The 23881-nt window shown below is 66.7% G+C and carries 20 protein-coding genes and 1 pseudogene; 12 read left to right on the top strand and 9 right to left on the bottom strand.

Annotation, left to right across the window (positions count from 1 at the left end):
* From JOE31_RS06925 to JOE31_RS06910, 4 genes are read left to right on the top strand one after another with little or no spacing between them, the layout of a single operon-like run.
* Entirely contained in the window at positions 1-939 is a 939-nt protein-coding gene (locus JOE31_RS06925; protein ID WP_209748202.1) for a carbohydrate ABC transporter permease, read from the top strand.
* A 12-nt stretch (positions 940-951) separates the two neighbouring features.
* A complete protein-coding gene (locus JOE31_RS06920) occupies positions 952-1929 on the top strand; it encodes a carbohydrate ABC transporter permease (protein ID WP_209742850.1) in 978 nt (325 codons plus the stop codon).
* Positions 1930-1980: 51 nt separating this feature from the next.
* Positions 1981-3897, top strand: coding sequence for a glycoside hydrolase family 3 protein (locus JOE31_RS06915; RefSeq protein WP_209742848.1), 1917 nt, complete (start codon positions 1981-1983; stop codon positions 3895-3897).
* Positions 3894-5519 (top strand): glucoamylase family protein, encoded by a 1626-nt coding sequence (locus JOE31_RS06910; RefSeq protein ID WP_209742846.1) that lies wholly within the window; start codon positions 3894-3896, stop codon positions 5517-5519. The genes JOE31_RS06915 and JOE31_RS06910 overlap by 4 nt, the downstream gene beginning before the upstream one ends.
* Positions 5520-5710: 191 nt before the next feature.
* Here JOE31_RS06910 and argS read toward each other — a convergent pair whose 3' ends face one another.
* The 4 genes from argS to JOE31_RS06890 form a co-directional block, all read right to left on the bottom strand.
* Positions 5711-7483, bottom strand: coding sequence for an arginine--tRNA ligase (argS, locus tag JOE31_RS06905; RefSeq protein WP_209742844.1), 1773 nt, complete (start codon positions 7481-7483; stop codon positions 5711-5713).
* A gap of 227 nt (positions 7484-7710) precedes the next feature.
* Complete coding sequence (locus tag JOE31_RS06900) at positions 7711-9795, bottom strand: PhoX family phosphatase (RefSeq protein WP_209742842.1); 2085 nt, start codon at positions 9793-9795, stop codon at positions 7711-7713.
* A 138-nt stretch (positions 9796-9933) separates the two neighbouring features.
* Positions 9934-10974 (bottom strand): o-succinylbenzoate synthase, encoded by a 1041-nt coding sequence (locus JOE31_RS06895; RefSeq protein ID WP_209742840.1) that lies wholly within the window; start codon positions 10972-10974, stop codon positions 9934-9936.
* Positions 10975-11299: 325 nt separating this feature from the next.
* Entirely contained in the window at positions 11300-11944 is a 645-nt protein-coding gene (locus tag JOE31_RS06890; protein ID WP_209742838.1) for a hypothetical protein, read from the bottom strand.
* Positions 11945-12383: 439 nt separating this feature from the next.
* Between JOE31_RS06890 and JOE31_RS06885 the strand changes: the two genes are divergently transcribed.
* On the top strand, positions 12384-13304 hold the full coding sequence (locus JOE31_RS06885) for a phosphatase PAP2 family protein (RefSeq protein WP_209742836.1): 921 nt from the start codon (positions 12384-12386) through the stop codon (positions 13302-13304).
* Between the two features lie 51 nt (positions 13305-13355).
* On the opposite strand, the gene JOE31_RS06880 is transcribed toward JOE31_RS06885, so the two are convergent.
* Positions 13356-14084, bottom strand: coding sequence for a hypothetical protein (locus JOE31_RS06880; RefSeq protein ID WP_209742834.1), 729 nt, complete (start codon positions 14082-14084; stop codon positions 13356-13358).
* Positions 14085-14442: 358 nt separating this feature from the next.
* Between JOE31_RS06880 and JOE31_RS06875 the strand changes: the two genes are divergently transcribed.
* Both JOE31_RS06875 and JOE31_RS06870 read left to right on the top strand, forming a co-directional pair.
* On the top strand, positions 14443-15660 hold the full coding sequence (locus JOE31_RS06875) for an aminotransferase class I/II-fold pyridoxal phosphate-dependent enzyme (protein ID WP_209742832.1): 1218 nt from the start codon (positions 14443-14445) through the stop codon (positions 15658-15660).
* A gap of 123 nt (positions 15661-15783) precedes the next feature.
* The gene (locus JOE31_RS06870; RefSeq protein ID WP_209742830.1) at positions 15784-16395 is read left to right on the top strand and encodes a carboxymuconolactone decarboxylase family protein; all 612 of its coding nucleotides are present in this window, start codon (positions 15784-15786) and stop codon (positions 16393-16395) included.
* A gap of 165 nt (positions 16396-16560) precedes the next feature.
* Here JOE31_RS06870 and JOE31_RS06865 read toward each other — a convergent pair whose 3' ends face one another.
* Positions 16561-17199 carry a TetR/AcrR family transcriptional regulator gene (locus JOE31_RS06865; protein WP_209742828.1) on the bottom strand — a complete coding sequence of 213 codons (639 nt, stop codon included), beginning with the start codon at positions 17197-17199 and terminating at the stop codon, positions 16561-16563.
* Between the two features lie 84 nt (positions 17200-17283).
* Here JOE31_RS06865 and JOE31_RS06860 point away from each other — a divergent pair, with 84 nt between their 5' ends.
* Positions 17284-18372: an NAD(P)/FAD-dependent oxidoreductase gene (locus JOE31_RS06860; RefSeq protein ID WP_245199021.1), complete on the top strand. Its 1089-nt coding sequence runs from the start codon at positions 17284-17286 to the stop codon at positions 18370-18372.
* Between the two features lie 142 nt (positions 18373-18514).
* Here the strand turns inward: JOE31_RS06860 and JOE31_RS06855 are convergent, their stop codons facing one another.
* On the bottom strand, positions 18515-19249 hold the full coding sequence (locus tag JOE31_RS06855; RefSeq protein WP_209742826.1) for a hypothetical protein: 735 nt from the start codon (positions 19247-19249) through the stop codon (positions 18515-18517).
* A gap of 9 nt (positions 19250-19258) precedes the next feature.
* Entirely contained in the window at positions 19259-19786 is a 528-nt protein-coding gene (locus JOE31_RS06850; protein WP_209742824.1) for a DUF1579 family protein, read from the bottom strand.
* 91 nt (positions 19787-19877) lie between these two features.
* On the opposite strand from JOE31_RS06850, the pseudogene JOE31_RS21815 reads away from it, so the two are divergent.
* Both JOE31_RS21815 and JOE31_RS06845 read left to right on the top strand, forming a co-directional pair.
* A pseudogene (locus tag JOE31_RS21815) lies at positions 19878-20129 on the top strand (zinc-ribbon domain-containing protein); the annotation flags it as partial.
* Between the two features lie 36 nt (positions 20130-20165).
* The gene (locus tag JOE31_RS06845; protein ID WP_307864465.1) at positions 20166-20873 is read left to right on the top strand and encodes a putative zinc-binding metallopeptidase; all 708 of its coding nucleotides are present in this window, start codon (positions 20166-20168) and stop codon (positions 20871-20873) included.
* A gap of 10 nt (positions 20874-20883) precedes the next feature.
* Here the strand turns inward: JOE31_RS06845 and JOE31_RS06840 are convergent, their stop codons facing one another.
* On the bottom strand, positions 20884-22101 hold the full coding sequence (locus tag JOE31_RS06840) for an MFS transporter (RefSeq protein WP_209742820.1): 1218 nt from the start codon (positions 22099-22101) through the stop codon (positions 20884-20886).
* Between the two features lie 151 nt (positions 22102-22252).
* Here JOE31_RS06840 and JOE31_RS06835 point away from each other — a divergent pair, with 151 nt between their 5' ends.
* Positions 22253-22993, top strand: coding sequence for a GAF and ANTAR domain-containing protein (locus tag JOE31_RS06835; protein ID WP_209742818.1), 741 nt, complete (start codon positions 22253-22255; stop codon positions 22991-22993).
* 142 nt (positions 22994-23135) lie between these two features.
* Complete coding sequence (locus JOE31_RS06830; RefSeq protein ID WP_209742816.1) at positions 23136-23873, top strand: GAF and ANTAR domain-containing protein; 738 nt, start codon at positions 23136-23138, stop codon at positions 23871-23873.
* Positions 23874-23881: the final 8 nt, after the last annotated feature.

Here is a 23881-nt window from a genome sequence, read left to right as displayed (position 1 = left end):
ATGCCTGCCGGCACCAAAAATGCCGGCAGGCCTCCGGCCAGTGCCAAGGTGCGCGCAGGGCAGACGCGGCGGCGCAGGAACGCGCTGACGGCGTGGCTGTTCGCGCTGCCTTTCGTCCTCATCTTCTCCGTGTTCATGCTGGGACCGCTGGTGTCGTCGTTCCTGATGTCATTCACCGACTTCACCAGCCGCGACATCGAGAACCCCCTGGCGGTCGGATTCGTCGGGATTGACCAGTACGCCGCGCTTTTCCGGAACCCGCAGTTCCTCCACTCGGTGTTGAACACCGCCTATTTCGTGGTGGTCGGCATCCCGCTCACCACGGTCCTTGCCCTCGCGCTTGCGGTAGCCCTCAACAACGGCATCACGCGTTTCCGCACCGCCTTCCGCGTGGGTTTTTACACCCCCGTGGTCACCAGCATCGTGGCCGTGGCCGTGGTGTGGCGGTTCATCCTGCAGCCTGACGGCCTCCTGAACGTCATCCTCGGCTGGGTGGGAATCGCCGGGCCGGACTGGCTCAACAGCACCACCTGGTCCATGCCGGCCCTGATCCTGCTGGCCGTCTGGCGGAACCTGGGCACGCTCATGATCATCTTCCTGGCCGGGCTGCAGGCTGTTCCGGGCGACATCCTCGAGGCCGCCGAAGTGGACGGCGCCAACGCCTGGCAGCGGTTCATGCGGATCACCCTGCCCATGCTGCGCCCCACGCTCCTGCTGGGAACCGTGCTGCTTTCGGTCGGCTTCCTGCAGTTCTTCGAAGAACCGTTCGTCATGACGAAGGGCGGCCCGCTGGATTCGACCCTGTCCGTCAGCTACTTCACGTACAACCAGTTCGGGTTCGGCAAATACGGCCTGGCCTCCGCGGCCAGCTATGTGCTCTTCGTGGCCATCGCGCTGTTGAGCCTGCTCCAATTCCGAGCCCTGCGATCCAAGGACTGAGGACCGATCCCCATGACGATCCCCGAAACTTCAGCGCCGCTTCCCGCGGCCCCAGCACCCGCCGCAGCGTCCACCGGAACGGGACCCGCCGCCGTCGTACGCGGAGCGGCCCCGGCCGGAACCACCGGTGGTTCCCCTCCACAGCGCAACGCACGACGGCGGTCCAGCCGCCGCGCGCCGGCGCGCCGCACGCTGACCTACGCTGTCCTGGTGGTCGCCGTTTCCGCGACTCTCCTGCCGTTCGCCTGGATGTTCCTTGGCGCGTTCAAGACCCAGGGCGAGCTCCTCCGCCGGCCCATCACCTGGTGGCCGGAGCAGCCCACGCTGGACAACTTCCTGGTCTGGTTCAACGAGCTGCACATCGGCACGTTTTTCCTGAACAGCGTGGTGGTTGCCGCGTTCACGGTCCTCGGCAACCTGCTGTTCTGCTCCATGGTGGGCTACGCACTGGCCAAGATGGACTTCCCGGGCAAGCGCTTCCTCTTCCTGCTGGTCATGGTCATGCTGATGGTCCCGGGCGTGGTCACGTTCGTGCCGCTGTTCGTGATGGTGAGCAAGCTGGGCCTGGTCAGCACCTACCCGGCCCTGATCCTGCCGTTCCTGGCCGCCCCGATGGGCGTGTTCCTGATGCGCCAGTTCATCATGGGCATCCCGGACTCCTTGATCGAAGCGGCCCGGATCGACGGCGCCGGCGAACTCCGCACGTTCCTGAGGATCGTTATGCCCCTGTGCGGGCCGCCGCTGGCCACCCTCGGCATCCTGACCTTCCTCGGGTCCTGGAACAACTTCCTGTGGCCGCTGGTGGTGGCGCAGACCGAGGACATGTACACCCTGCCGGTGGCCCTGTCCCTGTATTCCACCGGCCAGAACGCCACCGACTACGGCCTGCTCCTTGCCGGATCGGTCCTGGTGATCACGCCCATCATCCTGCTGTTCGTCTCCCTGCAGCGCTACTTCATCCAGGGCGTCGCAGCCACCGGCATCAAATAGGCCCCCACCTCCCCTGCCCTTCCAGACTTCACCTGACGCAAGAGAGCACCCATGACTTCACACACCCACACCAGCCCCCGCCTCGTCACCTCCGTGGCTGACGACGGCACCCCCTACCGGGACCTTAACGGCAACGGGATCATGGATCCCTTCGAAAACCCGGACCTCAGCCCGCACGAACGCGCCGCCGACCTCGTGGGCCGCCTCAGCCTCGAGGAAAAGGCCGGGCTGATGTTCCACACGGTCATCGAAACCGGCCCGGACGGCACCCTGCTGGAGACACCCGGCAACATCAGCAAGTCGCCCACCAGCACCGTGATCCTGGGCAAGTTCATGAACCACTTCAACATCCACGCGCTCGGCACCGCCCGCGAAGCAGCCCGCTGGAGCAACGCCCTGCAGACCCTTGCCGCGCAAACTCCCCACGGCATCCCGGTGACAATCTCCACCGACCCCCGGCACGCCTTCATCGAGAACTCCGGCGTCTCGTTCACGGCGGCCCATTTTTCGCAGTGGCCCGAGCCGATCGGACTGGCCGCCGTCGGCAGTGCGGACCTGATCCGCCGCTTCGCCGAGATCGCCCGCAAGGAGTACACCGCCGTCGGCATCCGTGCCGCCCTGCACCCCACAGTTGACCTCGCCACGGAGCCGCGGTGGTGCCGGCAGGCGGGAACCTTCGGGCAGGACTCGGAGCTCAGCTCGAGGTACGTCGTCGAATACCTCCAGGGCTTCCAGGGCGACGAGCTGGGACCGGACAGCGTGGCCTGCACCACCAAGCACTTCCCGGGCGGCGGACCGCAGCGCGACGGCGAGGACGCCCACTTCCCCTACGGCCGCGAACAGGTCTACCCCGGCGGCCGCTTCGACGAGCACCTGGCACCGTTCCGCACCGCCATCGCCGAGAAGACCAGCGCCATCATGCCTTACTACGGAATGCCGGTCGGTGTCGAGCTGGACGGCGAACGGGTGGAGGAAGTCGGCTTCGGCTACAACAAACAGATCATCACCGGCCTGCTCCGCGAGAAGCTCGGCTACGACGGCGTGGTGCTCAGCGACTGGGAGCTGGTCAACGACAACATCGTCGGAGACCAGGTGCTGCCGGCCCGGGCCTGGGGGGTCGAAGAGCTCACTGCGCCCGACCGGATGCTGAAGATCCTGAACGCAGGCGTGGACCAGTTCGGCGGAGAGGAATGCACCGAACTGCTCCTCGGCCTGGTCCGGGACGGGCTGGTCAGCGAAGAGCGCCTGGACGAATCCGCGCGCCGCCTGCTGCTGGTCAAGTTCCAGCTCGGCCTGTTCGACAACCCCTTCGTGGACGAGGACGCCGCGGCCGAAATTGTTGGCAACGCCGAGTTCCGGCGTGAAGGCCACCGCGCCCAGGCACAGTCCGTCACGGTGCTGGCCAACGGAACGCACGACGGCCGGACCGCACTGCCGCTGACCGGCTCACCCGCCGTCTACGTGCAGGGCATGGACCCGCTGAGTTTCGACGGTTTCGGAACTGTAGTGCAGGACCCGGACCAGGCGGATGTTGCCGTGGTCCGGCTGCACTCCCCATGGGACCACCGCGACGACCTGTTCCTGGAGCAGCACTTCCACGCGGGGAGCCTGGACTTCCCGCCGGGGCTGGTCTCCCGGCTCCGCACCCTGGCCGCAAAGGTTCCGCTGATCATCGACGTGCGGCTGGACCGGCCTGCCATCCTCACGCCCCTGGCAGAGTTCGCCTCGGCCCTGGTGGGCACCTTCGGCGTCTCGGACACGGCACTCCTCGACGCCCTGTTCGGACGCATCGAGCCCCAGGGCAGCCTTCCCTTCGATATTCCGCGGTCCATGGACGCCGTGCGTGCTTCGCGCTCGGATGTCCCCGGAGACACCGCCGATCCCCTCTTCCCGTTCGGGCACGGCCTGCGCCTGCCGCACGTCGTGGCCGCCACCGCCGCCGCTACCCAGTCAGGACTGAGCTCATGAACCAGCGCTTCGATGCCACCCCGGGATTCTCCACCGCCACCCGCCGCCAGCTCCTCGCCGGCGCGGCCGCCTTTGCCGTCACCGGATTCGCCGCCGCCACAGCGAAACCTGGCTTCGCAGCGGCAGGTGCGGAACCGGCGTCGTACTTTTCCCGCGCTCGGAACCTTGGCGGGGTGGACCGCAAGGTCATCACGCGCTGGGCCCAGGACACCTGGAAATCGCTGGTTGCCATGACCGATTCCACAACCGGCCTGCCGGCCGACTACATCGGCGAGTCCATCACCGCGCCTAGGCGCAGCGGATTCACTTCGCCCACCAACATCGGCGGCTACATGTGGAGCACCGTGGTGGCCCGGGAGCTGAACATCATCAGCGCCAGCGAGTGCCGGGAGCGGCTGACCCGCACCCTCACCACGCTGGCCGGCCTCAAGCACCACGAGCCCAGCGGCATGCTCTACAACTGGTACGACGAAGCCACCGGCGAAGTCATCACCGTGTGGCCCGAGAACGGAAACCCCGTGGCGCCGTTCATGTCCAGCGTGGACAACGGCTGGTTCGCAGCAGCGCTCATGGTGGTCCGCAACGCCGAGCCGAAGGTCGCCGGGCTGGCCAACACCATCCTGGGCAGGATGGACTTCGGGATCTTCTACAACAAGGACGCCCGGCCCGGTGTGGCGGCGGGGCTGCTGCGCGGCGGCTTCTACGATGTCAAACCACCGGTGGAAACGGTCCAGGGCAACTATCTGGGCAAGGGCGCTGACGTCTACTACACGATGAACCACTACGACGTCACCAACTCCGAGCCGCGGATCGCCACCTACATCGGCATTGCCCTCGGCCAGCTGCCGCCGGCGCACTACTTCGCCACCATGCGGGTCTTCCCGGACACCTGCGACTGGTCCTGGCAGGAGCAGAAGCCGGTGGGCCAGACCCGGACGTACCAGGGCATCGACGTCTTCGAGGGCGCCTACACGTACCGCGGCATGCGGATCGTGCCGAGCTGGGGCGGGGACATGTTCGAGTCCCTCATGCCGGACCTGTTCGTTCCGGAGTCCAGCTGGGCGCCGAAGGCCTGGGGCATCAACCACCCGCTGACCGTCCGTGCCCAGCGCGAGTTCGGCCTGGACGACGCCAAGTACGGGTACTGGGGCTTCTCGCCGGCCAGCCACCCGAACGGCGGCTACTCCGAGTGGGGCGTCGACGCGCTGGGCATGAGCAGCGACGGCTACCCGTCCGACGTCGAACGCACCAGCGTGGACACCGGCTTCGACGGGTGCCGCCCGGCCGGCAATCCGACCCCGGCCTGGGGCGACGGCGTGGTGACTCCGCACGCCGCGTTCCTCGCGATGGAATACGAGCCCCGCGAGGCGTATGACAACCTGGCCAAGATCGAACGCGACCTCGGCGCATACGGCGCCGGCGGCTTCTTCGATGCGGTGGCCGTCAAGTCCGGAACCATCGCCCGGCGCTACCTTTCCCTGGACCAGGCCATGGTCCTCGGCGCGATCGGCAACGTCTTCGGCGACAACGTGATCCGCCGCAACTTCGTCCAGGGCGAGGTGGAAGCGGTCATCAAACCGCTGATCGAGGTCGAGGAGTTCGGCGCGGGCCTGACCGGCTAAAACGCTCTCTCACCTCCCGGCGCAAGGACAACGGCGAGTGAGTGCGCAAGGACAACGGCGAGTGAGAGAGCGTCAGGGAAAACCGTGCAGGAAGTGAGAGAGCGTCGCCCGGCGCGGGGCGGGACGCGTCGCCCGGCGGGTCGCCCGCCGACGGCGGGACCGGGGCCAGGGCCAGGACCGGCAACCTACCGCTACATGTTCTCCGGAGTCTCGATACCCAGCAGGTCCAGGCCCTCGGAGAGCCTGTGGAGGACGAGTGCGCACAGGGCGAGCCGTGACTCGCGGACGGATTCGTCCGCCTTCAGCACCGGGCACTGGTCGTAGAACGAGGTGAACAGCTGCGAGAGTTCGAACAGGTACGCGCAGAGCCGGTGCGGCTCCAGCAGTTCCCCGACCCTTCGGAGGGTCGCACCGTACTCGAGCAGGTGGAGCGCCAGGGCCCGCTCGGCAGGTTCGACGACGGCGATACTCGCTGCCGCCGTCGGCTCCCCCACCGCCTCGCCCGGCGCACCCGCCGGCGAAACGGCCGGCTCCGCCGTCGGCTCCCCCGCCTTCCGCAGGATGGAGCGGATCCGGGCCGCAGCGTACTGCACGTATGGGCCCGTGTTGCCGCTGAGGGCCAGCATCCTGTCGAAGTCGAAGACGTACTCGGTGTCGTGCCCCACGGCGAGGTCGGCGTACTTCACCGCGCCGATGCCCACCTGCCGGGCAGTCACGGCGCGTTCCTCCTCCGAGAGCTCAGGGCGGCTCGAGTCCACCACGGCGCGCGCACGGTCCACGGCTTCGTCCAGCAGGGCCATAAGCTTCACCGGGGTGCCCGAGCGGGACTTCAGGATCTTGCCGTCTTCGCCCAGCACGTTGCCGATCTGCACGTGGGTGGCTTCCACCGTGTCCGGGAGCCAGCCGGCCTCCCGCGCGGTCTCAAAGACCATCCGGAGGTGCACGTTCTGCGGGGCGCCCACCACGTAGAGGATGCGGTCGGCATGGAGCTCCTGGACCCGGTACCGGATGGTGGCAAGGTCGGTCGTGGCGTACCCGTAGCCGCCGTCGGATTTGCGGATGATCAGCGGCAGGGGTTCGCCGTCCCTGCCCTTGAAGCCCGCCGGGAAGGTGCACAACGCCCCCTCGCTGACGCGGGCCAGCCCGCGCTCCTCCAGTTCCTGGCACAGTTGTGCTAAATGGGGATCGTAGGAGCTTTCGCCGGCGATGTGGTCGTCCTCGAGGCTGACTCCGAGCGTGGCGTAGATGGCATTGAAGTAGACCTTCGAGTGGTCAACCAGCCGCTGCCACACGTCCAGCGTTTCCTCGTGGGCCGACTGGAGGGACACCACGCGAAGGCGGGCCCGCGTCGCAAAGCTGTCCGGGCTGCCGTCGGAGCTGTCGAACTTTGCCCGCGCTGCCTGATAGAACGCACTGGGGTCCTCCACGAGCAGGGCGGCCTCGGGAGAATCCTCGCCGATCTCCAGCCAGTGCTCAATCAGCATGCCGAACGGCGTGCCCCAGTCGCCGATGTGGTTCTGCCGCATCACCGTGTGGCCCAGCGCCTCAAGGACGCGGACCAGGCTGTCCCCCACCACGGTGGTGCGCAGGTGCCCCACGTGCATTTCCTTTGCAACGTTTGGGGAGGAATAGTCGACGACGACGCGACGGGCTTGCGTCTCCGGCCCGCCTTGCGGCTGGGAAGCCTGGGCGTTGAGAAGCTCCTCGATCCAGGTGCCGTCGAACGTGAGGTTGATGAAGCCGGGGCCGGATATTTCGACGGCGGTGCAGAGTCCGTCGAGCTCCAGCGCCTCGACGATCCGGGCAGCAGCGTCGCGTGGCGGCAGGCCGACCTTCTTGGCGAGTGCCATGGCGGCGTTGATCTGGATGTCGGCGAACTGCGACGGCCGGACAACCGGGTCGGTGTCCCGGAACTCTTCGCCGAACGCTTGGGCAATAGCTGCCTGGACTCTGGGGACAACCATCTCGGCCGGATTATTCACAAGCTCAAATTATCAGCCCCGGCCCGTTCCGGCGCCCTCCCGGCTCCTGCGGATGAATCCGGTTAATCCGGAACGCTCCCCCATCTCCCGGCGTGTGCAGCCGTGGAGGTGAGAGAGCGTCCCGAAAAAACCCACCAAAGGTGAGAGAGCGTCCCGAAAAAACCCACCAAAGGTGAGAGAGCGTCCCTACCGGCTGGGACTAACCGTGACTAGGCGTCGGTACGGAAGACCTGGACCACAGACGGGCGCGGGGCGCGGGCCTGGCCTCGCGCCGGCGTCGTGCCTGCCGGAACGTAGTCCGGGAAGTACGAGTTGGGCGCGTCGAACGTGCCGTCTTCGCCCGGGTGCTGCACGGAGACGAAGACGGTGCGCTCGTCGTCGTGCACGATCGGTCCGCAGGTCTCGGCGTCGCGCGGCACGGCCAGGAACTGCTCCACCTTGCCGCGTTCGGCGCCGTCGAGCGTAACCTTGAACAAGCCGTCCGCGCGGCCGATGCCGGAGGGGGCGCCGTCAGTGGAGATCCACAGGTTGCCCACGGAGTCGAACGCGAGGTTGTCCGGGCAGGAGATCGGCGAGACCTGCTCCACCGGGAAGCCGGAGAAGTAGGTGACGTCGCCCTGGGCAGGATCGCCGCAGACCATCAGCAGGTTCCAGGTGAACTTGGTGGAGGTCTGGTCGCCGGTTTCGGTGATTTCCACGATGTGGCCGTCGCGGTTGGCGTTGCGCGGGTTGATCTCGGTGGCGCCTTCCTTGCCAGCCTTGCCGCGGTCCGAGTTGTTGGTGCAGGCCACGTAGACCTTGCCGGTGTGCAGGCTGGGCTCCACGTCCTCGCAGCGGTCCATCTTGGTGGGGCCCACCTTGTCCGCGGCCAGGCGGGTGTACACCAGCACCTCTTCGAGGGACATGCCGGGTACCTTGGAGGCCCCGTTCTCCACCAGCGGCAGCCATTCGCCCGTGCCGTCGAACGAACCGTCGGCAGGCACGGCGCCGGTGCCGGTGATCTCGGCGGCCGGTGAGTTCCCGGTGAACCTGGCGACGTAGAGGTTGCCGGCGGAGAGGAGGGTCATGTTGTGCTTGCGGTCGCCCTCCCGGTACTTGTCGGCCGAGACAAACTTGTAGAGGTAGTCGAAGCGCTCGTCGTCACCCATGTAGGCCACCATGTGGCCGGATTCCGCCACGATCACGTTGGCGCCCTCGTGCTTGAAGCGACCCAGGGAGGAGTGCTTCTTCGGCGTCGAGGTGGGGTCGAAGGGGTCCACTTCCACGATCCAGCCGAAGCGGTTGGCCTCGTTCGCGTACCCGGTGTTGCGGGTGTCGAAGCGGGGATCGTCCAGTTCCCACTGGCGGGCAGTGGCCTTGGAGGTCAGCCCGTAGCGGAGGTCCGAAGCGGACGTTCCCGGGGAGACGAAGTAGCCGTTGAAGTTCTCTTCGCCGGAGAGAATGGTGCCCCACGGGGTGGTGCCGCCGGCGCAGTTGCCCAGCGTGCCCTTGATGGCGCGGCCGGACGGGTCGTCGATGGTCTTCACCAGCGATGATCCCGCGGCGGGGCCGGTGAGTTCGTACACCGTGCTGTTCAGGTAGCGGCGGTTGAGTCCTGCACCCTTGACGTAGCTCCACGGCTTGTTCTTGTTCTTCCGCTCCAGCTCCACCACGGAAAGGCCGTGTGCCGCCTGGCCCACTGCGCGGACGTCAGCGGCCGGCATGGTGGCCGGGAACATGATGTTCTCGTTGGTGTACTCGTGGTTCGCGAACAGCACGGCGCGGCGGCCCTTGCTGCCGGGAATCTCCAGGATGTCCGAGTAGTCGTTGTTGTAGCCGAACTGCTGTTCCTGGGCGGCGGCCGTCTGGTTGTTGAGGTCGAAGTCCGGCGCGGTGTTGAAGATGGGGTCGCCCCAGCGGATCACCGGCTGCCAGGTGAACCCTGCGGGCACGGTCAGCTTGTCCACGTCCGCTGCAACGGACGGGATCGCGGTGAACTGAAGCTTGGACTTGCCAAAGCCGTCCTTAGCGGCGGCGGCGAGGCCGGTGCCGCCGTCGGCCACTGCGGTTCCGGCGGACGTTGCCGCGCTTCCGAGCACGACGGCGAGCGCACCGGCGGCGCCGAAGCCCAGGGCGGCGCGGCGGGACATCGTGGCAGAGGCGATGTCGCGGAAGTAGCTGTTGGAGCTCGTGTTGCAGACCTCGCCCGAGCAGGCGTTGTCACACTTCAGCGCGCAGGTGACGGGGCTGCGCTTGCCTTTGGTGTGGCCAAGCATGGGGAGTAGGGCAAACTTGCGTCCGGTCGTTTCAGACATGGGGGCCTCCAAGGGATGTGATGCGGTCCCGCCCACCCTTCCAGCCAATCCCAACCGGCAGCCGTCAGGCAGGTGAAGATCCGGTGAACTCCCCATCGATTGCTCCGTAGGCGCCGTTTTCGGCCCTCAATAGGGCAGTTACGGAGCAGTCGATGGTGCAAGCACGGCGTGGACGCGGCGGAGCCGGTCCAGCCACCAGTCCCGGCGGTCGGCGGGTGCCGCGTACCGCTCCAGCAGCCCGGCGTCGGCGGTGACATCGCGGACGCGGATGGCGCCGTCGTCGGCCACCAGCGGGTCCAGAGTGATGTCCTGCTCAAACAGCGAAACCGTTCCCAGCCCGCAGGCATACGGCAGTTCCGGGAGCGCCGCCGCCAGGGCCAGCCCGGCGCGGATCCCCACCGAGGTGTCCAGCGCGGAACTGACGACGGCGGGCAGCCCGGCCTGCGCCACGATGTCCAGGGCGCGCCGCACTCCCCCGAGCGGCGCCACCTTCACCACGATCAGGTCCGCCGCCCCGGCCCGCGCCACGCGGAGGGGGTCCTCTTCCTTGCGCACGCTTTCGTCCGCGGCGATCAACACGGGGACGCCGGCGTCCCGCAGCCGGCGGCGGACCTCGGCCAGGCCTTCGATGTCCGGGACCGGCTGTTCGGCGTATTCCAGTCCGACGGCGGACAGCCGGGTCAGTGCCTCCACGGCGGCGGGTACATCCCAGCCGCCGTTCGCGTCCACCCGGATAGCGGCGTCCGGGAGGGCGCTGCGGACGGCGGCAACCCGGGCGGCGTCGTCCTCGAGCGTCTGGCCGCGTTCGGCCACCTTGATTTTGACGGCGTCCACCCGGCCGAAGCGGGCCAGGACCTCCGGAACGCGGTCTGCGGGGACGGCGGGGACCGTGGCGTTGACCGGAATCACTGACCGCAACGCGGGCGGAAATCCCTGCCAGCCGGCTTCGACGGCGGAGGCGAGCCAGCGGGAAGCCTCGGCGTCCCCGTATTCGGGGAAGGGGCAGAATTCGCCCCAGCCCAGCGGGCCGTCCAGCAGCAGGGCTTCGCGCTGCGTGATGCCGCGGAACTTCACGCGCATGGGCAGGCTCACCACGTGCGCGGACGCCGCAAGCTGTTCCACGGAAGGAAGGTTCACCGAAGGGAGGCTCCGGGACTGGCGGGGTGCGTCGGCGGGCATGTTTTCACTCTACCGGCCAGGGCTGACAGCCATTCGGCCGGCCACTCCCCTGGTAGGGCCGACGGCGACTGGGGGTGAGCTTCACGTCTATGAGACTCGTCGCCGCCGGCCCAGCTCAAGGAGCCCGGGCATGCATTCCCTGCGCTTACCGCGGGGAATGCTGCGGGGTTCGGCCGGTCCGCAACCCGGCCGTTAGTAAAATGCTAGGGTCCGGAAGACGGCGCCGCATGAGTACCTGCTACTCGTTTTTACCCCCGGAGCGTACTCACGGAAGCGGCCACCACGCGCCGCAACAGCGCATGATGGCCGGCTGGTTTCCGTCCGTTTACCGGTGCCCGTGATCGTCATCCTTGGCGCGGTCCAGCATCTTGCAGATGTCCTTCGCGTGCCGGACGCTGTTGTGCGTGATCTCGCCGGACACTACTTCCTTCTGGTCGGTGGAGGCGTACACCACGTCGCCTGCCAGCCGTCCTTCGGTGAAGTAGAACGCCTTGGGCAGGCCCTCGTCTTCAAAGGCCTTTTCCTCAGCTGCTCCTATGGCATAGATCAGGGCTGGACCCCGGCCGGACAGGTGGGCGCTCAGCCCGTCTTGCGCAAGCCGCATGGTGAACGGACCGGAGACGTCCAGCTCGTCGATCGTGGCGCCGTCGGAGGCGCGGGTCAGGTCGATCGTGGCGTCGCCCCGGTACTTGATCACCAGGGTCCCGTCATCCTTCTTCTCGCCCTTGTACGTCACTTCGCGTTCGTCCCCGGCAGAGACCTTGATGGTGGTGTTACAAGCGTCGAACTCGTAGTCCGCGTAGTACGCGTCGGGAACGGAAACGTACTTCCCGTCAGTGTCCTCCGGGGGCCATGGCCCCACTGCACTTCCCCCGCCGTCGGACCCCGCAAACGCAGGGGCCGAAACTCCCGATAGCAGCGCCAGCGACAGGGCGGCAGGCAGGCACAATTTCCTCATTTTTCGGTTCATGGCAGCACTCCTGAAATGTGGCAGGAGGGGACGCATACGGACCTGTCCTGCCGATGTTAAACATCAAATGCCCGTAAGGGGCGAACGAGACCAGTTGTGATGCGGTGATGTTGCGGCCCGTGTGTCCAGGGCGGCAATACGATCAAGCTAGCGCCGCCGTCGCCGGGGTGTCAACGGGTTTTTGCGGATGCCAATGCCCTGCGTGTCACCGTCCCGGGACATTGGCATCCGCCACGGTCGCCGGCTTAGTGCTGGTCGGCTGACGGCCGCTGTGCTAAGCGTAAGAAGAACGGCCGCCGGCGGGCACGAGTATTTGCTACCTGTTTTGCGCAGGATTGCCGCCAGTGGCGCCCGCCGGTACGGTGCCGAAAAGCCGGTGCTCCGCCCCTACCGCACGGCCGGCGCCCGCAGACGGCTCCCAGCATTCTGTGGGACGCTGATGGTGATGAGTTCTCACCTTAAAGATTCCCGACGACGGCGGCCCGCCGGGCAGGTGCGTGGCGCAGTGGCACTGGCTGCGTTGTGCGTTCTCGCGACGCTGGCCTGTGTGGCCGGTTTGATTGCCACGTACTACTTCTTCGTGCGGACCACCACGGGACAGTACATTGACGAATCCGCCCTCGTAGAGGCCGTGGCCATCCACGGTCCGGCCGGGAAGGCCGCCACCAGGTTCCTGGACTGGCTGCCCACCATCTCCCTGGTGGTGGGCGCCGTCGTGGTCCTGTTTGTCACGGTGATCCGGAAACGCTGGCGCGCCGCGGGCATCGCCGTGTCCGCATGCATCGGCGCGAACATCGCCACGCAGGTCCTGAAGGAGCTGCTGCCGGAGCGGCCGTTCCGCGGCGTGGAAACCCTGGAGCTGAATTCGCTGCCGTCCGGCCACACCACGCTGGCAGCCTCGGCTGCTGCAGCGGTGTTCCTCATGGCGTCACCGCGCTGGCGGCCGTTCGCAGGGTTCGCCGGCGGCAGCTTCGCCATAGTGTCCGGGATTTCGACGGTGGTGAACCAGTGGCACCGCCCGGCCGACGTCATCGCGGCTTTCCTCCTGGTGGGTGCGTTCGCCATCCCGGCCGGCTGGCTGATCATCCGCACCGGCAACACCTGGAACGTGTGGGACGGCTTCGGCGGGCACTGGGCGTCCTCACGCTGGTGGATCCGGCTGCCCGGCCTGCTCTGCCTGGCGTTTGCCGCGGCGGCCGCGTTCCTGCTTACCCGTTACGTCCCCGGTCAGGGCGGCAGCACCACGAGCTACTTTTGGGGCGGAATCTCACTGATTGTGGTGGCCGGGTATCTGGCCACCGTGGCAACCACTGCTCTGTTTGCGTTTGCCGCACGACGGCGGGTGGCCGGCCGCCGCTAACGGGCCGCCGCTAACGGGCCGCCGGCCACTGCCGCATGGCGCTGCGCCGCCCTACTTCAGGAACGCGGCGTCGAAGGAGTTCAGGTCCACCGGGACGCCGTTGAGGCTGTGCTCAAACTTCTGCTGGATGCCGACCCGCATGGTGGCGTCCGTGTTCCAGCCGCCGTACTGAACCGGAGCGGGAGCGAGGTAGTCGGCCGTCCAGGTGGAGTAGTTGAGGTTGCTGGTGTTGGTATCCCAGAGCGGAACGTCCGTAAACTCCGCGCTGTCGCCCATAAGTGCTGGCCACATGCCGCTGCCGCTGTAGATCACGGGCCGCACACCCATGCTGCGAACTCCGTCCACCATGTCGCGGGTCACCGGGGGGCTGCCCGGTTCCACGTCCAGGGCGAAGAACTGAAGCTGCGCTGCATACGGGCCTGCCGCGCTGATGCCGCCCTGCCAGCAGCTGGCGTCGCGCGTGTACACGGCAATCTTCAGGCCGGCGTCCAGCGCCATCTTGAGCTGGGGCTGGGTGCGGTACCAGGGCTCGCAGGTACCCCAGGCGGTGGAGTGCATGACGTACAGGCGGATCCCGTCGTCGTACGCTTTTTTGAACCAGGCAGGGTCAGTGATCGCTGCGGTGGTGTCCACCACCTTGACCGAGGAGCTTGCGGTTGGCGGGAGGGCTTCCGCGGGCTGCATCTTCGCCTCCTGGACTGACGCTTCCGGCGCTGCGGCTGCTGGGCTGGAAAAGCCCAGCAGAAGCGGCAGTGCGGTCACGGCCGCGAGAAGATTCATGTGAAGCAAACGATACTCCTGGGTCTGGCTGGCCCGGTTCGGACCAGGGGTGCGCATGGCCCGGTCAGGCCGCGTTGGTGCGGTGTGCGGTGTGCGGTTGATCAGGCCCAGTTCCCGTTCAACCTGCGGGACGTGCAAGTAGCACTAGCCTCCATATCCAACCATAAGGGGTGATGCAACTGTCGGTGAGAACCCGCCAACGCGAGCGTTGACGCCGGGCACTGATACCGCTGTCAGCAGGAAAGACACCTTCCATTTACATTTCTGCCGGTCAGGGCCAGAATAATTCGCACCACAGCCTCCCACTGGCTCAGCAGCGAGCTGGCTTCCATGCTGCTAAAAACAGGGGGTTGCTCTGATGGCCGGTATCCACGATTCCAAGCTCTCCGGGCGGGTGGATTTCCCGGCCAGGGCACGGGCTGTCGCCTCCATTCCGTCGCTCCTCAGGGTCCAGGGATTCCTGCGCACGCATGCCGGCCGCCAGGACAAGCCGGGCATCTGCGACTTCACGCTCGGGAACCCCCATCAAATGCCGCAGGAGGCATATGTTGCGGCGTTGCGGGACCAGCTCGAACCCCGGAACGAAGGCTGGTTCGCATACAAGACCAACGGCGTCGAGGCCCAGAATGCCGCGGCGGGATCATTGCAGCGTCTGCTGGAGATGCCATTCGAGCCGGACGACATCCATTTAACAACGGGCGGCTTCACAGCCATCGCCATGGCGCTAAAGGCCGTGGCCGATCCGGGCGACGAGGTAATTTACAGCCTGCCACCATGGTTCCTTTATGAACCGATCGTCGTTGAAGCCGGGCTGGTTCCGGTCAAGGTGCGCATCAACCCCGAAACGTTCGACCTTGACCTGATGGCCATTGCCTCCGCCGTGACTCCCCGGACCAGGGTGGTGATCGTCAACAGCCCCAACAACCCCACGGGACGCATCTACCCGGAGACGTTGCTGGTGAAGCTGGCCGCCATGCTGGAGCTCGCCTCGGAACGGAACGGACGCCGGATCTACCTCCTGTCCGATGAGGCATATAACCGGATTGTGTATGACGGTGCCCGCTTCCACAGCCCGGCCGAGTACTATCCGTACACCCTGCTGGCATACTCCTACGGGAAGACGCACCTCGCGCCCGGGCAGCGGGTAGGGTACCTTGCCTTGCCGCCAACCATGCCGGACCGGGACGTCCTGCGGGAAATCCTGGGTGCGCTGCAGGTTGCCATGGGCTGGATCTACCCCAACGCCCTGCTCCAGTACGCGCTGCCCGCGCTGGAGACGTTCACCATCGACGTGGCGCAGCTGCAGCGCAAGAGGGACCGTTTCTTCGAGGAGCTGACCCGGATGGGCTACCAGCTGCACCGGCCGGAAGGCTCGTTCTACCTCTTTGTCCGCTCCCCTGTGGCCGACGACGAAGCATTCGCAGAGTCCTTGGCTAACCATGACGTGTTCGTGTTGCCGGGCGTTTTGTTCGAAACACCCGGGTTCTTCCGGATGTCACTGACCGCCAACGAGGAGATGGTGGAACGCAGCCTGCCCGCGTTCGCTGAGGCCATCCGACTCGCGAACACCAGCTAAACATTGAAGGCCATATGTTGACTCGCCGCAGGTCGCGGAGGAATATCGCATTTGTCCGCACCGGTGCTGTCAGGGCTAACCACCGTGCAGCGCGGGTGGCCCCAGCCGGAAGAAGGATCGCCCATGTCCATATTCGCCACCACTCCCGAAAGCCAGGCGTTCGGCCTGAAGGCGAAGATCTACGACGACGAGCTGCGGTCCCGCGGTTATGTCGCCAAATTCACCAAGGACCTGTCGGTGAACCCGGAAGCGTACGTGGCGTTTGAAGCGCTCATCAGCGCCATCACCCAGAAAATGGATCTGCGCCGCTACGAGCTGGTCACCCTGGCCGCGGCCCAGGCGCTCGGATCGGCGCACTGCCGGCTTGCCCATGGAGTGAAAGCCTTGCGGGCGATTGACGAGGACGAGCTGGTCCAGATCGCCCGGGACTACCACAACGCGGGACTGTCACCGGCCGAGGTGGCCATGATGGAATACGCCGAAAAGCTCAGTACCGACGCCGAGACCATGACGGACGCGGACACCCTCGACCTGCGCGACCACGGCTTCACCGACCGTGAAATCCTGGACATCACGCTCGCGGCCGGCGCCCGGAACTACATGAGCCGCGTGCTGCAGGCCATCGCTGCCGAAGTGGATGTTCCCACCAAGCTCTCCCCGCAACTCCGCAGCGCTTTGCTGGCGCCCTTGGCGCAGTACGGAGCAGCCGCGAAGCCCCGCCACCGCGACGCCTGAACCCGGTCAAACCCTCTCTCACTTCCGGCCCCAAAATCCCAAACCCTCTCTCACTTTCTCAAGAAGAGTGAGAGATGGTTTGGGAAAATCATGCAGGTACTGAGGGAGGGTTTCAAAAAAGCCCGCAGGTAATGAGAGAGGGTCCAGCAGACGACAAGCGCGCTCCTATGCCAAAGCGGCGGCGAGCGCCTTGAGGATCCACTCCCGGTATGCTTCCGGGGTCCATCCGGCGTCGTTCACCAGGGTGCGGTAAGCCTGCGGATGGCCCAGGGACCAGATGGCGGCGGCGGCGTCTTCGTCGGACATGCCCGAGGTCAGGCCGCCGCGTTCCCTTACCGCCGCGGCCGCCTCGTGATACCGCGTCAGCCGCTGCAGGGCGCGGGCCTTTTCCAGTTTCGCAACGTCGGCATCCACGGCTGCTGCCTGCGCGATCACGCCCAGCACTGTGCCGGTCCGCTGATGCACCTCGACGAACCAGTCCGCCAGCATGGCCAGCAGCGCTTGAAGATCCGGAGCTTGGCGGGTCCGCTCACGCATGAACTCCAGCACCTGCGCCGGCGCATTCGGACCTGAGGCGGCGTCATCCAGCACAGCTGAGAGCAGTGCTGCCTTGTTTCCTACGGAGTTGTAGACGGTCTGCACCGCCACGCCGCTCTCGGCAGCAACGCCTTCGATGGTGGTGCGCACGTAGCCGTTGGCAGCGAAGAGCTCGCGGGCGGTGGCCACGATGTGCAGCCTGGTGTCCGCCGCCTGTGCCGTCCTTCGGGTGATGCGGGGAGCTGTTGTCCTAGGTACTGGCGCCATGAAATTAGACTATCCCTCCACTCACTGGAATGGTATTCTAATCACATCGAAAAACAGCAGTTGTTCGGTCATAAGGAGCCAGTAATGGACCAGGACATGCAGCAGTTTGATGTGGTGGTGCTCGGCGCCGGCCAGGCGGGACTTGCCGCCGGCTATCACCTCTCCAGGACGGGACTGCGGTTCGTCATCCTGGAGCAGGCACCGCGGATCGGGGACGTCTGGCGGGCAAGGTGGGATTCCCTCCGCCTCTTCACCCCGGCCCAGCGCGTCGGCCTTCCCGGCCTTGCGTTCCTGGCCGCGCGGAACACGTGCCCTTCCAAGGACGAGTTTGCCGACTATCTCGAGGCGTACGCCCGGAAGTTCAGCCTCCCGGTCCGGACCGGCGTCCAGGTGCTCAGTGTTGGCGCCACGGGGACCGGCTTCGCCGTCACCACCACCGGTGGCGTCCTTCACGCGCGCAACGTGATTGCCGCTGTCGGCGCCAACGCGCTCCCCCGCATTCCGGCTGCGGCCGCCGGCCTGGACGCCGGAATCCTGCAGCTCCACAGCTCCCAGTACCGGCGCCCTGCGGACATCCCGGACGGCGACGTGCTGGTGGTGGGCGCCGGGATCTCCGGTGCAGAGATCGCACTTGAGCTCGCCGCCACCCACCGCACCTTCATTTCCGGCCGCCCCACTCCCCACGTGCCCGATCCCGTGCTGCGCTGGGCCGACCCCCTCTACTGGCGGTTCATCCATTTCGTCCTGACAACGGACAACCCGCTGGGGCGGAGGGTATCCGCCAACTTCCACCGGCACGGAGCGCCGCTGTTCCGGATCTCCGTCAAGGACCTGGACAGGGCAGGCGTGGTCCGGCTGCCGCGGTTCCGTGGCGCTGCCGGCGGAAAGCCAGCGTTCGACGACGGGACGTCCCGGAGCGTACGCACCGTCATCTGGGCGACCGGCCACAAGCCGTCGCTCGACTGGATCGAGGGACTGCCCGTGACGGACTGGGGTTGGCCGATCACCCGCCGGGGCGTGGTGCAGGAGCTGCCCGGACTGTATTTCGTGGGCATGCCGTTCCAGTACTCGCTCACGTCGGGGCTAGTAGGCGGGGTGGGCCGGGACGCGGCATACGTCGTGGACGGCATCCTGGAGCGCACCAAGGCGGGCGACCCCACGCCAGCGAAGTAGTGCCCGCCCCAACCGGTAGTGAGAGAGCGTCGCGTAAAAACGCGCCGGTAGTGAGAGAGCGTCGCGGAAAAGCGCGCCGGAAGTGAGAGAGCGTCCCGGAAAAGCGCGCCGGAAGTGAGAGAGCGTCCCAATCGGTTGGGGGCTAGCCGGGCGGGCCAGGAAGGGCGTGGTGCGCAGCGGGGTCGAACGCGTCGAACCTGGACGAGCCCATCATGAAGATCCCGCGCTGGGGAATCCAGAAGTCGCCCAGCCGGGTCTGCACAGGAAGTGCCTGCAGGGAACCCAGGTCTTCGCCCTGCAGCGTGGCGGTGCTGCCGGAGATGAACCACATCCGCCTGGGGTTGGCCCGGAAACCCTGGCCGTTGGGGACCCGGCCAACCAGCCCGATCCTGCCGGCCTGCAGCGAGGGCCCGGCCACGGCTCCCATGACCCGCAGGAATGCCGGGTTGCCCCACAGTTTCGCCGGCAGCGCGGAGGCGAGCGCGGACATCGCCCGGGTGACCGGTGTGGCGGCGAGGCTGACCTCCCAGTGGAGCCCGACGTCGTCCGCTATATCCACCGTGAAGCGGTGGTCGTCGAGCCATGCGACGTCGATCCGGTGGACCGATGTGGCCTCCAGGGCGCTGCCGAAGTAGCGGGGGCAGGACACGTCCGCGGGCACGTCCGTGTACATGATCCAGGCGCCCGAGGGGCGCCGCAGCCATATGGCGGTGTAGCCGGGGCCCACTGAGGTGGCGGAAAAGCGGCGCAGCGCGAGGAGGTAGCCGGAGCTGAACGGCTGGCCCATGATGCCGTAGCCGGTGAACCGCTCGTCCTCTCCTTCGGGGAGCCGGGAGTCGCGTTCCGCGGCGGCGATGAGTGATCTGATGGATTCCATGGCGCGCTCCTAGGCCTGCCTGCGGTAGGTGGCCTCAACCACCTGGTACGGATCGTGGCCTGGCACCACGTTGTGCATGGTGATGCGCCCGCCGTTGCCGTCGCCGGGTTCGATGTGGATCTGCCAGCCCCAGTCGGGTCCCTCCGGGGCGGGATAGGAGCCGGTCAGCCGGACCACGCCGTCGCCGCCGATGTTCCCGGACAGGGTGAGCCACTCCGGCCCGGAGTGGAAGGAATCCACCCACACCGCCGTGGCGCCTGGTCCGGAAGAAGCGTCCGACGGCGGTGCCTCGCCCGCCGCCGTCGCCTCACCGCCTGGTCCACCACGAGACGCCGGCCCCGAGCCCAGGAGCAGCAGGCCGTTCTGCGGCTGGCCCTCGTGCGCCCACGTGTACTCGACGGTCACGAAGTCCTTTGCCGTCACCGCCACCGTCGCGGCGGACACTGATTCCTGGTACTCGTCCGTGGGCATGATCCGCATCCGGTTGTGGCCCTGCCAGGTCCCCGTGAACGGCGCCAAACATTCGACAATTTTCATACCGGCAGTTTGGCCCTGATCCGCCCGCGCCGCTAGTGGGCCGCCGGCCATTGGTTCCGGCGGGCCGTGACGGCGCGGGTAGGATCGTGAGGTGAAAAAACAATCCTGCAGTGTCTGCGGTTCGGCCTTGTACTTTGAAAATTCCGTCTGCCTGCAGTGCGGATCCAACCTGGCATACCTGCGGGACTCGCGCGCCTTGGTCCAGGTGGACAGCCAGGGCCGGCATACCGATGCGACGGGAGCCACCTGGCACCGCTGTATAAATTTGCTGCTATCCGGCTGCACCTGGCTGGCGCCGGAGAGCGGCCGCCCATGCTTCAGTTGCGAACTCACGCGTACTCGGCCCAACGACAGCGACGCCAAAGGACTTTCGCAGTTCGTGGCGGCCGAGCAAGCCAAGCGCCACCTTGTCGCCGAACTCGATGAACTCGGCATGCCTATCGTCACCCGCGCGGAGGATCCTGACGGCGGCCTGGCGTTCGACCTCTTGTCGAGTGTCAACGAAGAGGTGGTGATCGGACATGCCGACGGAGTGATTACCATCAACCTGGCCGAGAGCGACGATGCCTATCGCGAAAGAATGCGTTCCCAACTCGATGAACCGTACCGGACGATGCTTGGCCATTTCCGGCACGAAGTGGGGCACTATTTCGAGACCACGCTGGTCTTCAGCGACGACGGTCGGACGCGCGGGGCCAGGGAGCTGTTTGGCGACGACACCAAGGACTACCAGGCGGAGATAGACCGCCATTACAGCGAAGACGCGCCGGCGGACTGGAACGAAAAGTACATTTCGAAGTACGCCACTATGCATCCGTATGAAGACTTTGCGGAGTCGTTCGCCCACTACCTGCACATCTGCGACACCCTCGACACCGCCCGGGAGTTCGGCCTCATTTCAGCCGCTCCCCGGAATGCATCTTTCCGGGCGGTTGTGGAGACGGAGTGGCTTCCGCTCTCAATCGCGCTGAACCAGGTCAACCGCAGCATGGGCAAGGCCGATCTGTACCCCTTCGTACTCTCCGCGCCCGTGATCGACAAGCTTGAGTTCATCCACGGACTGCGCACTGCGGCGCCCGTCGGCTAAGACGGCTCGGCTAGTAGTTCCGGCGGTGCTTGAGCCGCGGAATCGTGATGGCGAAGACGACGGCGGCGGCGAACCCCAGCACTCCGGTGGCCCAAACGCCGGCCCCGAGTGAGATTGCGGCGGTGACGCCGGAGAGGAGGACCGGGCCGCCGGTGGCGCCGGCGTCGGCGATGAAGCGCCAGAGTCCCAGGAACTGGCCGCGGCCGCGGTCCGGGGAGAAGTCGGCGCCGAGGGTCATGATGAGGCCGGAGCTGATGCCGTTGCCGAACCCGATCAGCAGGGCCGCCAGCAATAGGCCCACGAAGCTGCCCGTCAGCGGAATGAGCATCAGGGCGGTGCCCATGATTACCGTGGACGGGATGGCCACCCATTGCCGGCCCTTGCGGTCCATGAGCTTGCCGGCCGGGTAGAACACCAGCATGTCGATCGCCCCGGAGAGTCCATAGATCAGCGAGGCGTGCGTGGCGTCCATGCCCAGGTTGTCCGCCCAGAGCGGGATGACCACCTGCCGGGACGCTCGCAGGGCGCTGAGCAGCAGGATCCCGGCGCCCACGGTGAGGAACACCCCCGCGTGGGACCTGGCGATGCCGCGCATGGTGGGTTCCGGTCCGCGGTTCCCGTCGGCGGAACCCGGCGCGGGCGGCAGGTCCGGGATGGTGACGGACAGGACGGCGGCCGCCGCCATGGCCGCAACGCCCACCCAGTACGCGCCGCTGATCCCGGCAAACTGCATCACGCCGGCGCCTACGAAAGGTCCGATGAAGATGCCGATCCTGCTCACGCCGCCCAGCGTGGACAGGGCGCGGGCGCGGAAGGCGACGGGAACGGCCTCGGTCAGGTATTTCTGCCGGGCCAGGCTGAAGACGCTGGCGGCCATCCCGACGACGACCATCGCCGCGGCGAGCAGCCACAGGCCGTCGGGAATCACCGAGGACAGCGCTGCCGCCGTCAGCGCCAGGGCACCGGCCGCGGCGGCGCCGACGATGGACCAGCGTTCGCCGAATTTCAGGGTGATCAGGGAGGCCGGCAGGTTGAAGAACCATGACCCCAGGCCGATCAGCGTGACGATCAGCGCGGCCACCGCCACGGAGGCGCCGAGGTCGCGGGCGGAAAGCGCCACCACCGGAAGCACCGCCCCTTCGCCGATGCAGAACAGCAGCGCCGGTCCGAACGCGGGGACGGCAATGCTGCGGAGGCTGAAGGCTTTGGTTGCTTGTGCGGAGGTCATCCCTTTCATCCTATGCAGGCCCGGGCAATACCGCCGCGGACCACCCGCCCCGAACCCCACACATCCTCCCCTCCCGCATCGTCCCCTTCCGGGCTTAGGATCAGATATCGCCTCATAATCTCTGTCGCAATCCCTCGGTTAAGGACGACCCATGACATCGAAGTCCGCCAGCACGCGTGAACCTGTCGAAGGGCCACCGGCGGCCAGCGGCGGGCTGGCTGGCCGGCTCAGCGATCTTGCCCGGGACCTGCAGCAGGAACAGGACACCGAAGCGATCCTGACGAGCATTGTCCACGCCGCCCTGGAACTGGTCCCGCACGTCGCGGAGGCCTCCATCAGCCTGGTGACCGGCCGCCGCACGATCGAGTCCCGGGCTGCCTCGGGCGAACTTCCGGTCAAAATAGACGCGCTCCAAAGTGAGATGGGACAGGGTCCCTGCCTGGAGGCAGCCTATGACGAACGCGTCGTGCGGGTTCCCGACATGGGCAAGGACAAACGGTGGCCCGGCTTCGCGAAGGCGGCCTACGACCTTGGCGCCCGCAGCATGCTCTCCATCCAGCTCTTCGTGGAGGGGGACAAACTGGGCGCCTTGAACCTTTACGGCCAGGACGTGAACGTCTTCGACGACGAATCGGAACAGATCGCACTGCTCGTGGCTGCCCACGCTGCCATCGCGTTCTCCGACGCCAAGGAAATCGCGCAGCTGACCCAGGCCCTGGACACCCGGGACCTGATTGGCCAGGCCAAGGGGATCCTGATGGAGAGGTTCAAAATCACGCCCCAACAGGCCTTCCTGGTGCTGACCAAGGCGAGCTCGGAATCGAACATGAAGCTCAGGGACGTGGCCGCACACCTCGCCAACAGCGGGGAGATTCTCACCCGCCGGAAGTGATCGGAGGCTCTGCACCGATGCAGTCCCGGAGCAAGGGCAGCCCGCGGGAGGGTTATGCTGGTTACGGACCTGTTACCGGTCCCGGCCCAGCAGGGGGCACCTACCAGGACGTTACATGTCCTGATGCAGAAGGTTGGCGCTCATGCCACGGCATCTCCCCCTCGATGAAATCACGTTCACACTCGCCCGCGTCAAGGGCCTGCTCCTGACCCAGGAGAAGGTGGAGCGCGCCGTGCAGCTGCTCGCCGAGGGTGTCCGCGACGCTTTCCCGGGATGCTCCGGCGCGGGCGTGTCTTTGGTGGACGAAGAAGGCGGCCTGTCCAGCGCAGGGCCCACGGACACTGTGGTGGTCAATGCGGACGCGGCGCAGTACGAGCTCGGCCAGGGACCCTGCCTGCACTCCTGGGAGTCCCAACGCACCGTCCTGGTCAACGACGCCGGAACCGATGACCGCTGGCCCCTCTGGTCCAAGGCCGCCAGGGATCTCTCCATAAAGTCCGTGATCAGCTCGCCCCTCGTGGTCGCCAGCAGGTGCCTGGGGTCTTTGAAGGTCTACTCACCGCAGCCCGGAGCCTTCGACGATGCCGCAGCCCGCTCCCTGGAAAAATTCGCCGTTCCCGCCGCCACGCTGCTGGACCACATCCAAGGTTCTGACACCCCGCGCCGCTTCACGGAAGTGGTTACTGCGGCCCTGCACAGCCGGGATACCACCCACCGCGCCCAGGGGATCCTGATGCAGCGGCACGGATACGGCCCGGAGCGCGCCCTTGAGGAACTGATGCATCTGTCCAGGTCCAGCAAGCAGTCACTTGTCAGCGTCAGTGCGGAAATCCTCAGGATCTGTGCACGCCAAGGGCCGGTGGGCCCTTCCTGGCAGTAGCCTGGAGC

The organism is Arthrobacter sp. PvP023 (genome assembly GCF_017832975.1).
In the GTDB taxonomy this organism is placed as follows: domain Bacteria; phylum Actinomycetota; class Actinomycetes; order Actinomycetales; family Micrococcaceae; genus Arthrobacter.
The sequence above is the reverse complement of the archived record's forward strand: the minus strand, read 5'-3'. Positions and strand labels throughout refer to the sequence as shown.

Bases quoted from the DNA above. Each gene is read 5' to 3' on its own strand.
- JOE31_RS06925 (WP_209748202.1), top strand. From the start codon at position 1: ATGCCTGCCGGCACCAAAAATGCCGGCAGGCCTCCGGCCAGTGCCAAG.
- JOE31_RS06920 (WP_209742850.1), top strand. From the start codon at position 952: ATGACGATCCCCGAAACTTCAGCGCCGCTTCCCGCGGCCCCAGCACCC.
- JOE31_RS06915 (WP_209742848.1), top strand. From the start codon at position 1,981: ATGACTTCACACACCCACACCAGCCCCCGCCTCGTCACCTCCGTGGCT.
- JOE31_RS06910 (WP_209742846.1), top strand. From the start codon at position 3,894: ATGAACCAGCGCTTCGATGCCACCCCGGGATTCTCCACCGCCACCCGC.
- argS (WP_209742844.1), bottom strand. From the start codon at position 7,483: ATGGTTGTCCCCAGAGTCCAGGCAGCTATTGCCCAAGCGTTCGGCGAA.
- JOE31_RS06900 (WP_209742842.1), bottom strand. From the start codon at position 9,795: ATGTCTGAAACGACCGGACGCAAGTTTGCCCTACTCCCCATGCTTGGC.
- JOE31_RS06895 (WP_209742840.1), bottom strand. From the start codon at position 10,974: ATGCCCGCCGACGCACCCCGCCAGTCCCGGAGCCTCCCTTCGGTGAAC.
- JOE31_RS06890 (WP_209742838.1), bottom strand. From the start codon at position 11,944: ATGAACCGAAAAATGAGGAAATTGTGCCTGCCTGCCGCCCTGTCGCTG.
- JOE31_RS06885 (WP_209742836.1), top strand. From the start codon at position 12,384: ATGGTGATGAGTTCTCACCTTAAAGATTCCCGACGACGGCGGCCCGCC.
- JOE31_RS06880 (WP_209742834.1), bottom strand. From the start codon at position 14,084: ATGAATCTTCTCGCGGCCGTGACCGCACTGCCGCTTCTGCTGGGCTTT.
- JOE31_RS06875 (WP_209742832.1), top strand. From the start codon at position 14,443: ATGGCCGGTATCCACGATTCCAAGCTCTCCGGGCGGGTGGATTTCCCG.
- JOE31_RS06870 (WP_209742830.1), top strand. From the start codon at position 15,784: ATGTCCATATTCGCCACCACTCCCGAAAGCCAGGCGTTCGGCCTGAAG.
- JOE31_RS06865 (WP_209742828.1), bottom strand. From the start codon at position 17,199: ATGGCGCCAGTACCTAGGACAACAGCTCCCCGCATCACCCGAAGGACG.
- JOE31_RS06860 (WP_245199021.1), top strand. From the start codon at position 17,284: ATGGACCAGGACATGCAGCAGTTTGATGTGGTGGTGCTCGGCGCCGGC.
- JOE31_RS06855 (WP_209742826.1), bottom strand. From the start codon at position 19,249: ATGGAATCCATCAGATCACTCATCGCCGCCGCGGAACGCGACTCCCGG.
- JOE31_RS06850 (WP_209742824.1), bottom strand. From the start codon at position 19,786: ATGAAAATTGTCGAATGTTTGGCGCCGTTCACGGGGACCTGGCAGGGC.
- JOE31_RS06840 (WP_209742820.1), bottom strand. From the start codon at position 22,101: ATGACCTCCGCACAAGCAACCAAAGCCTTCAGCCTCCGCAGCATTGCC.
- JOE31_RS06835 (WP_209742818.1), top strand. From the start codon at position 22,253: ATGACATCGAAGTCCGCCAGCACGCGTGAACCTGTCGAAGGGCCACCG.
- JOE31_RS06830 (WP_209742816.1), top strand. From the start codon at position 23,136: ATGCCACGGCATCTCCCCCTCGATGAAATCACGTTCACACTCGCCCGC.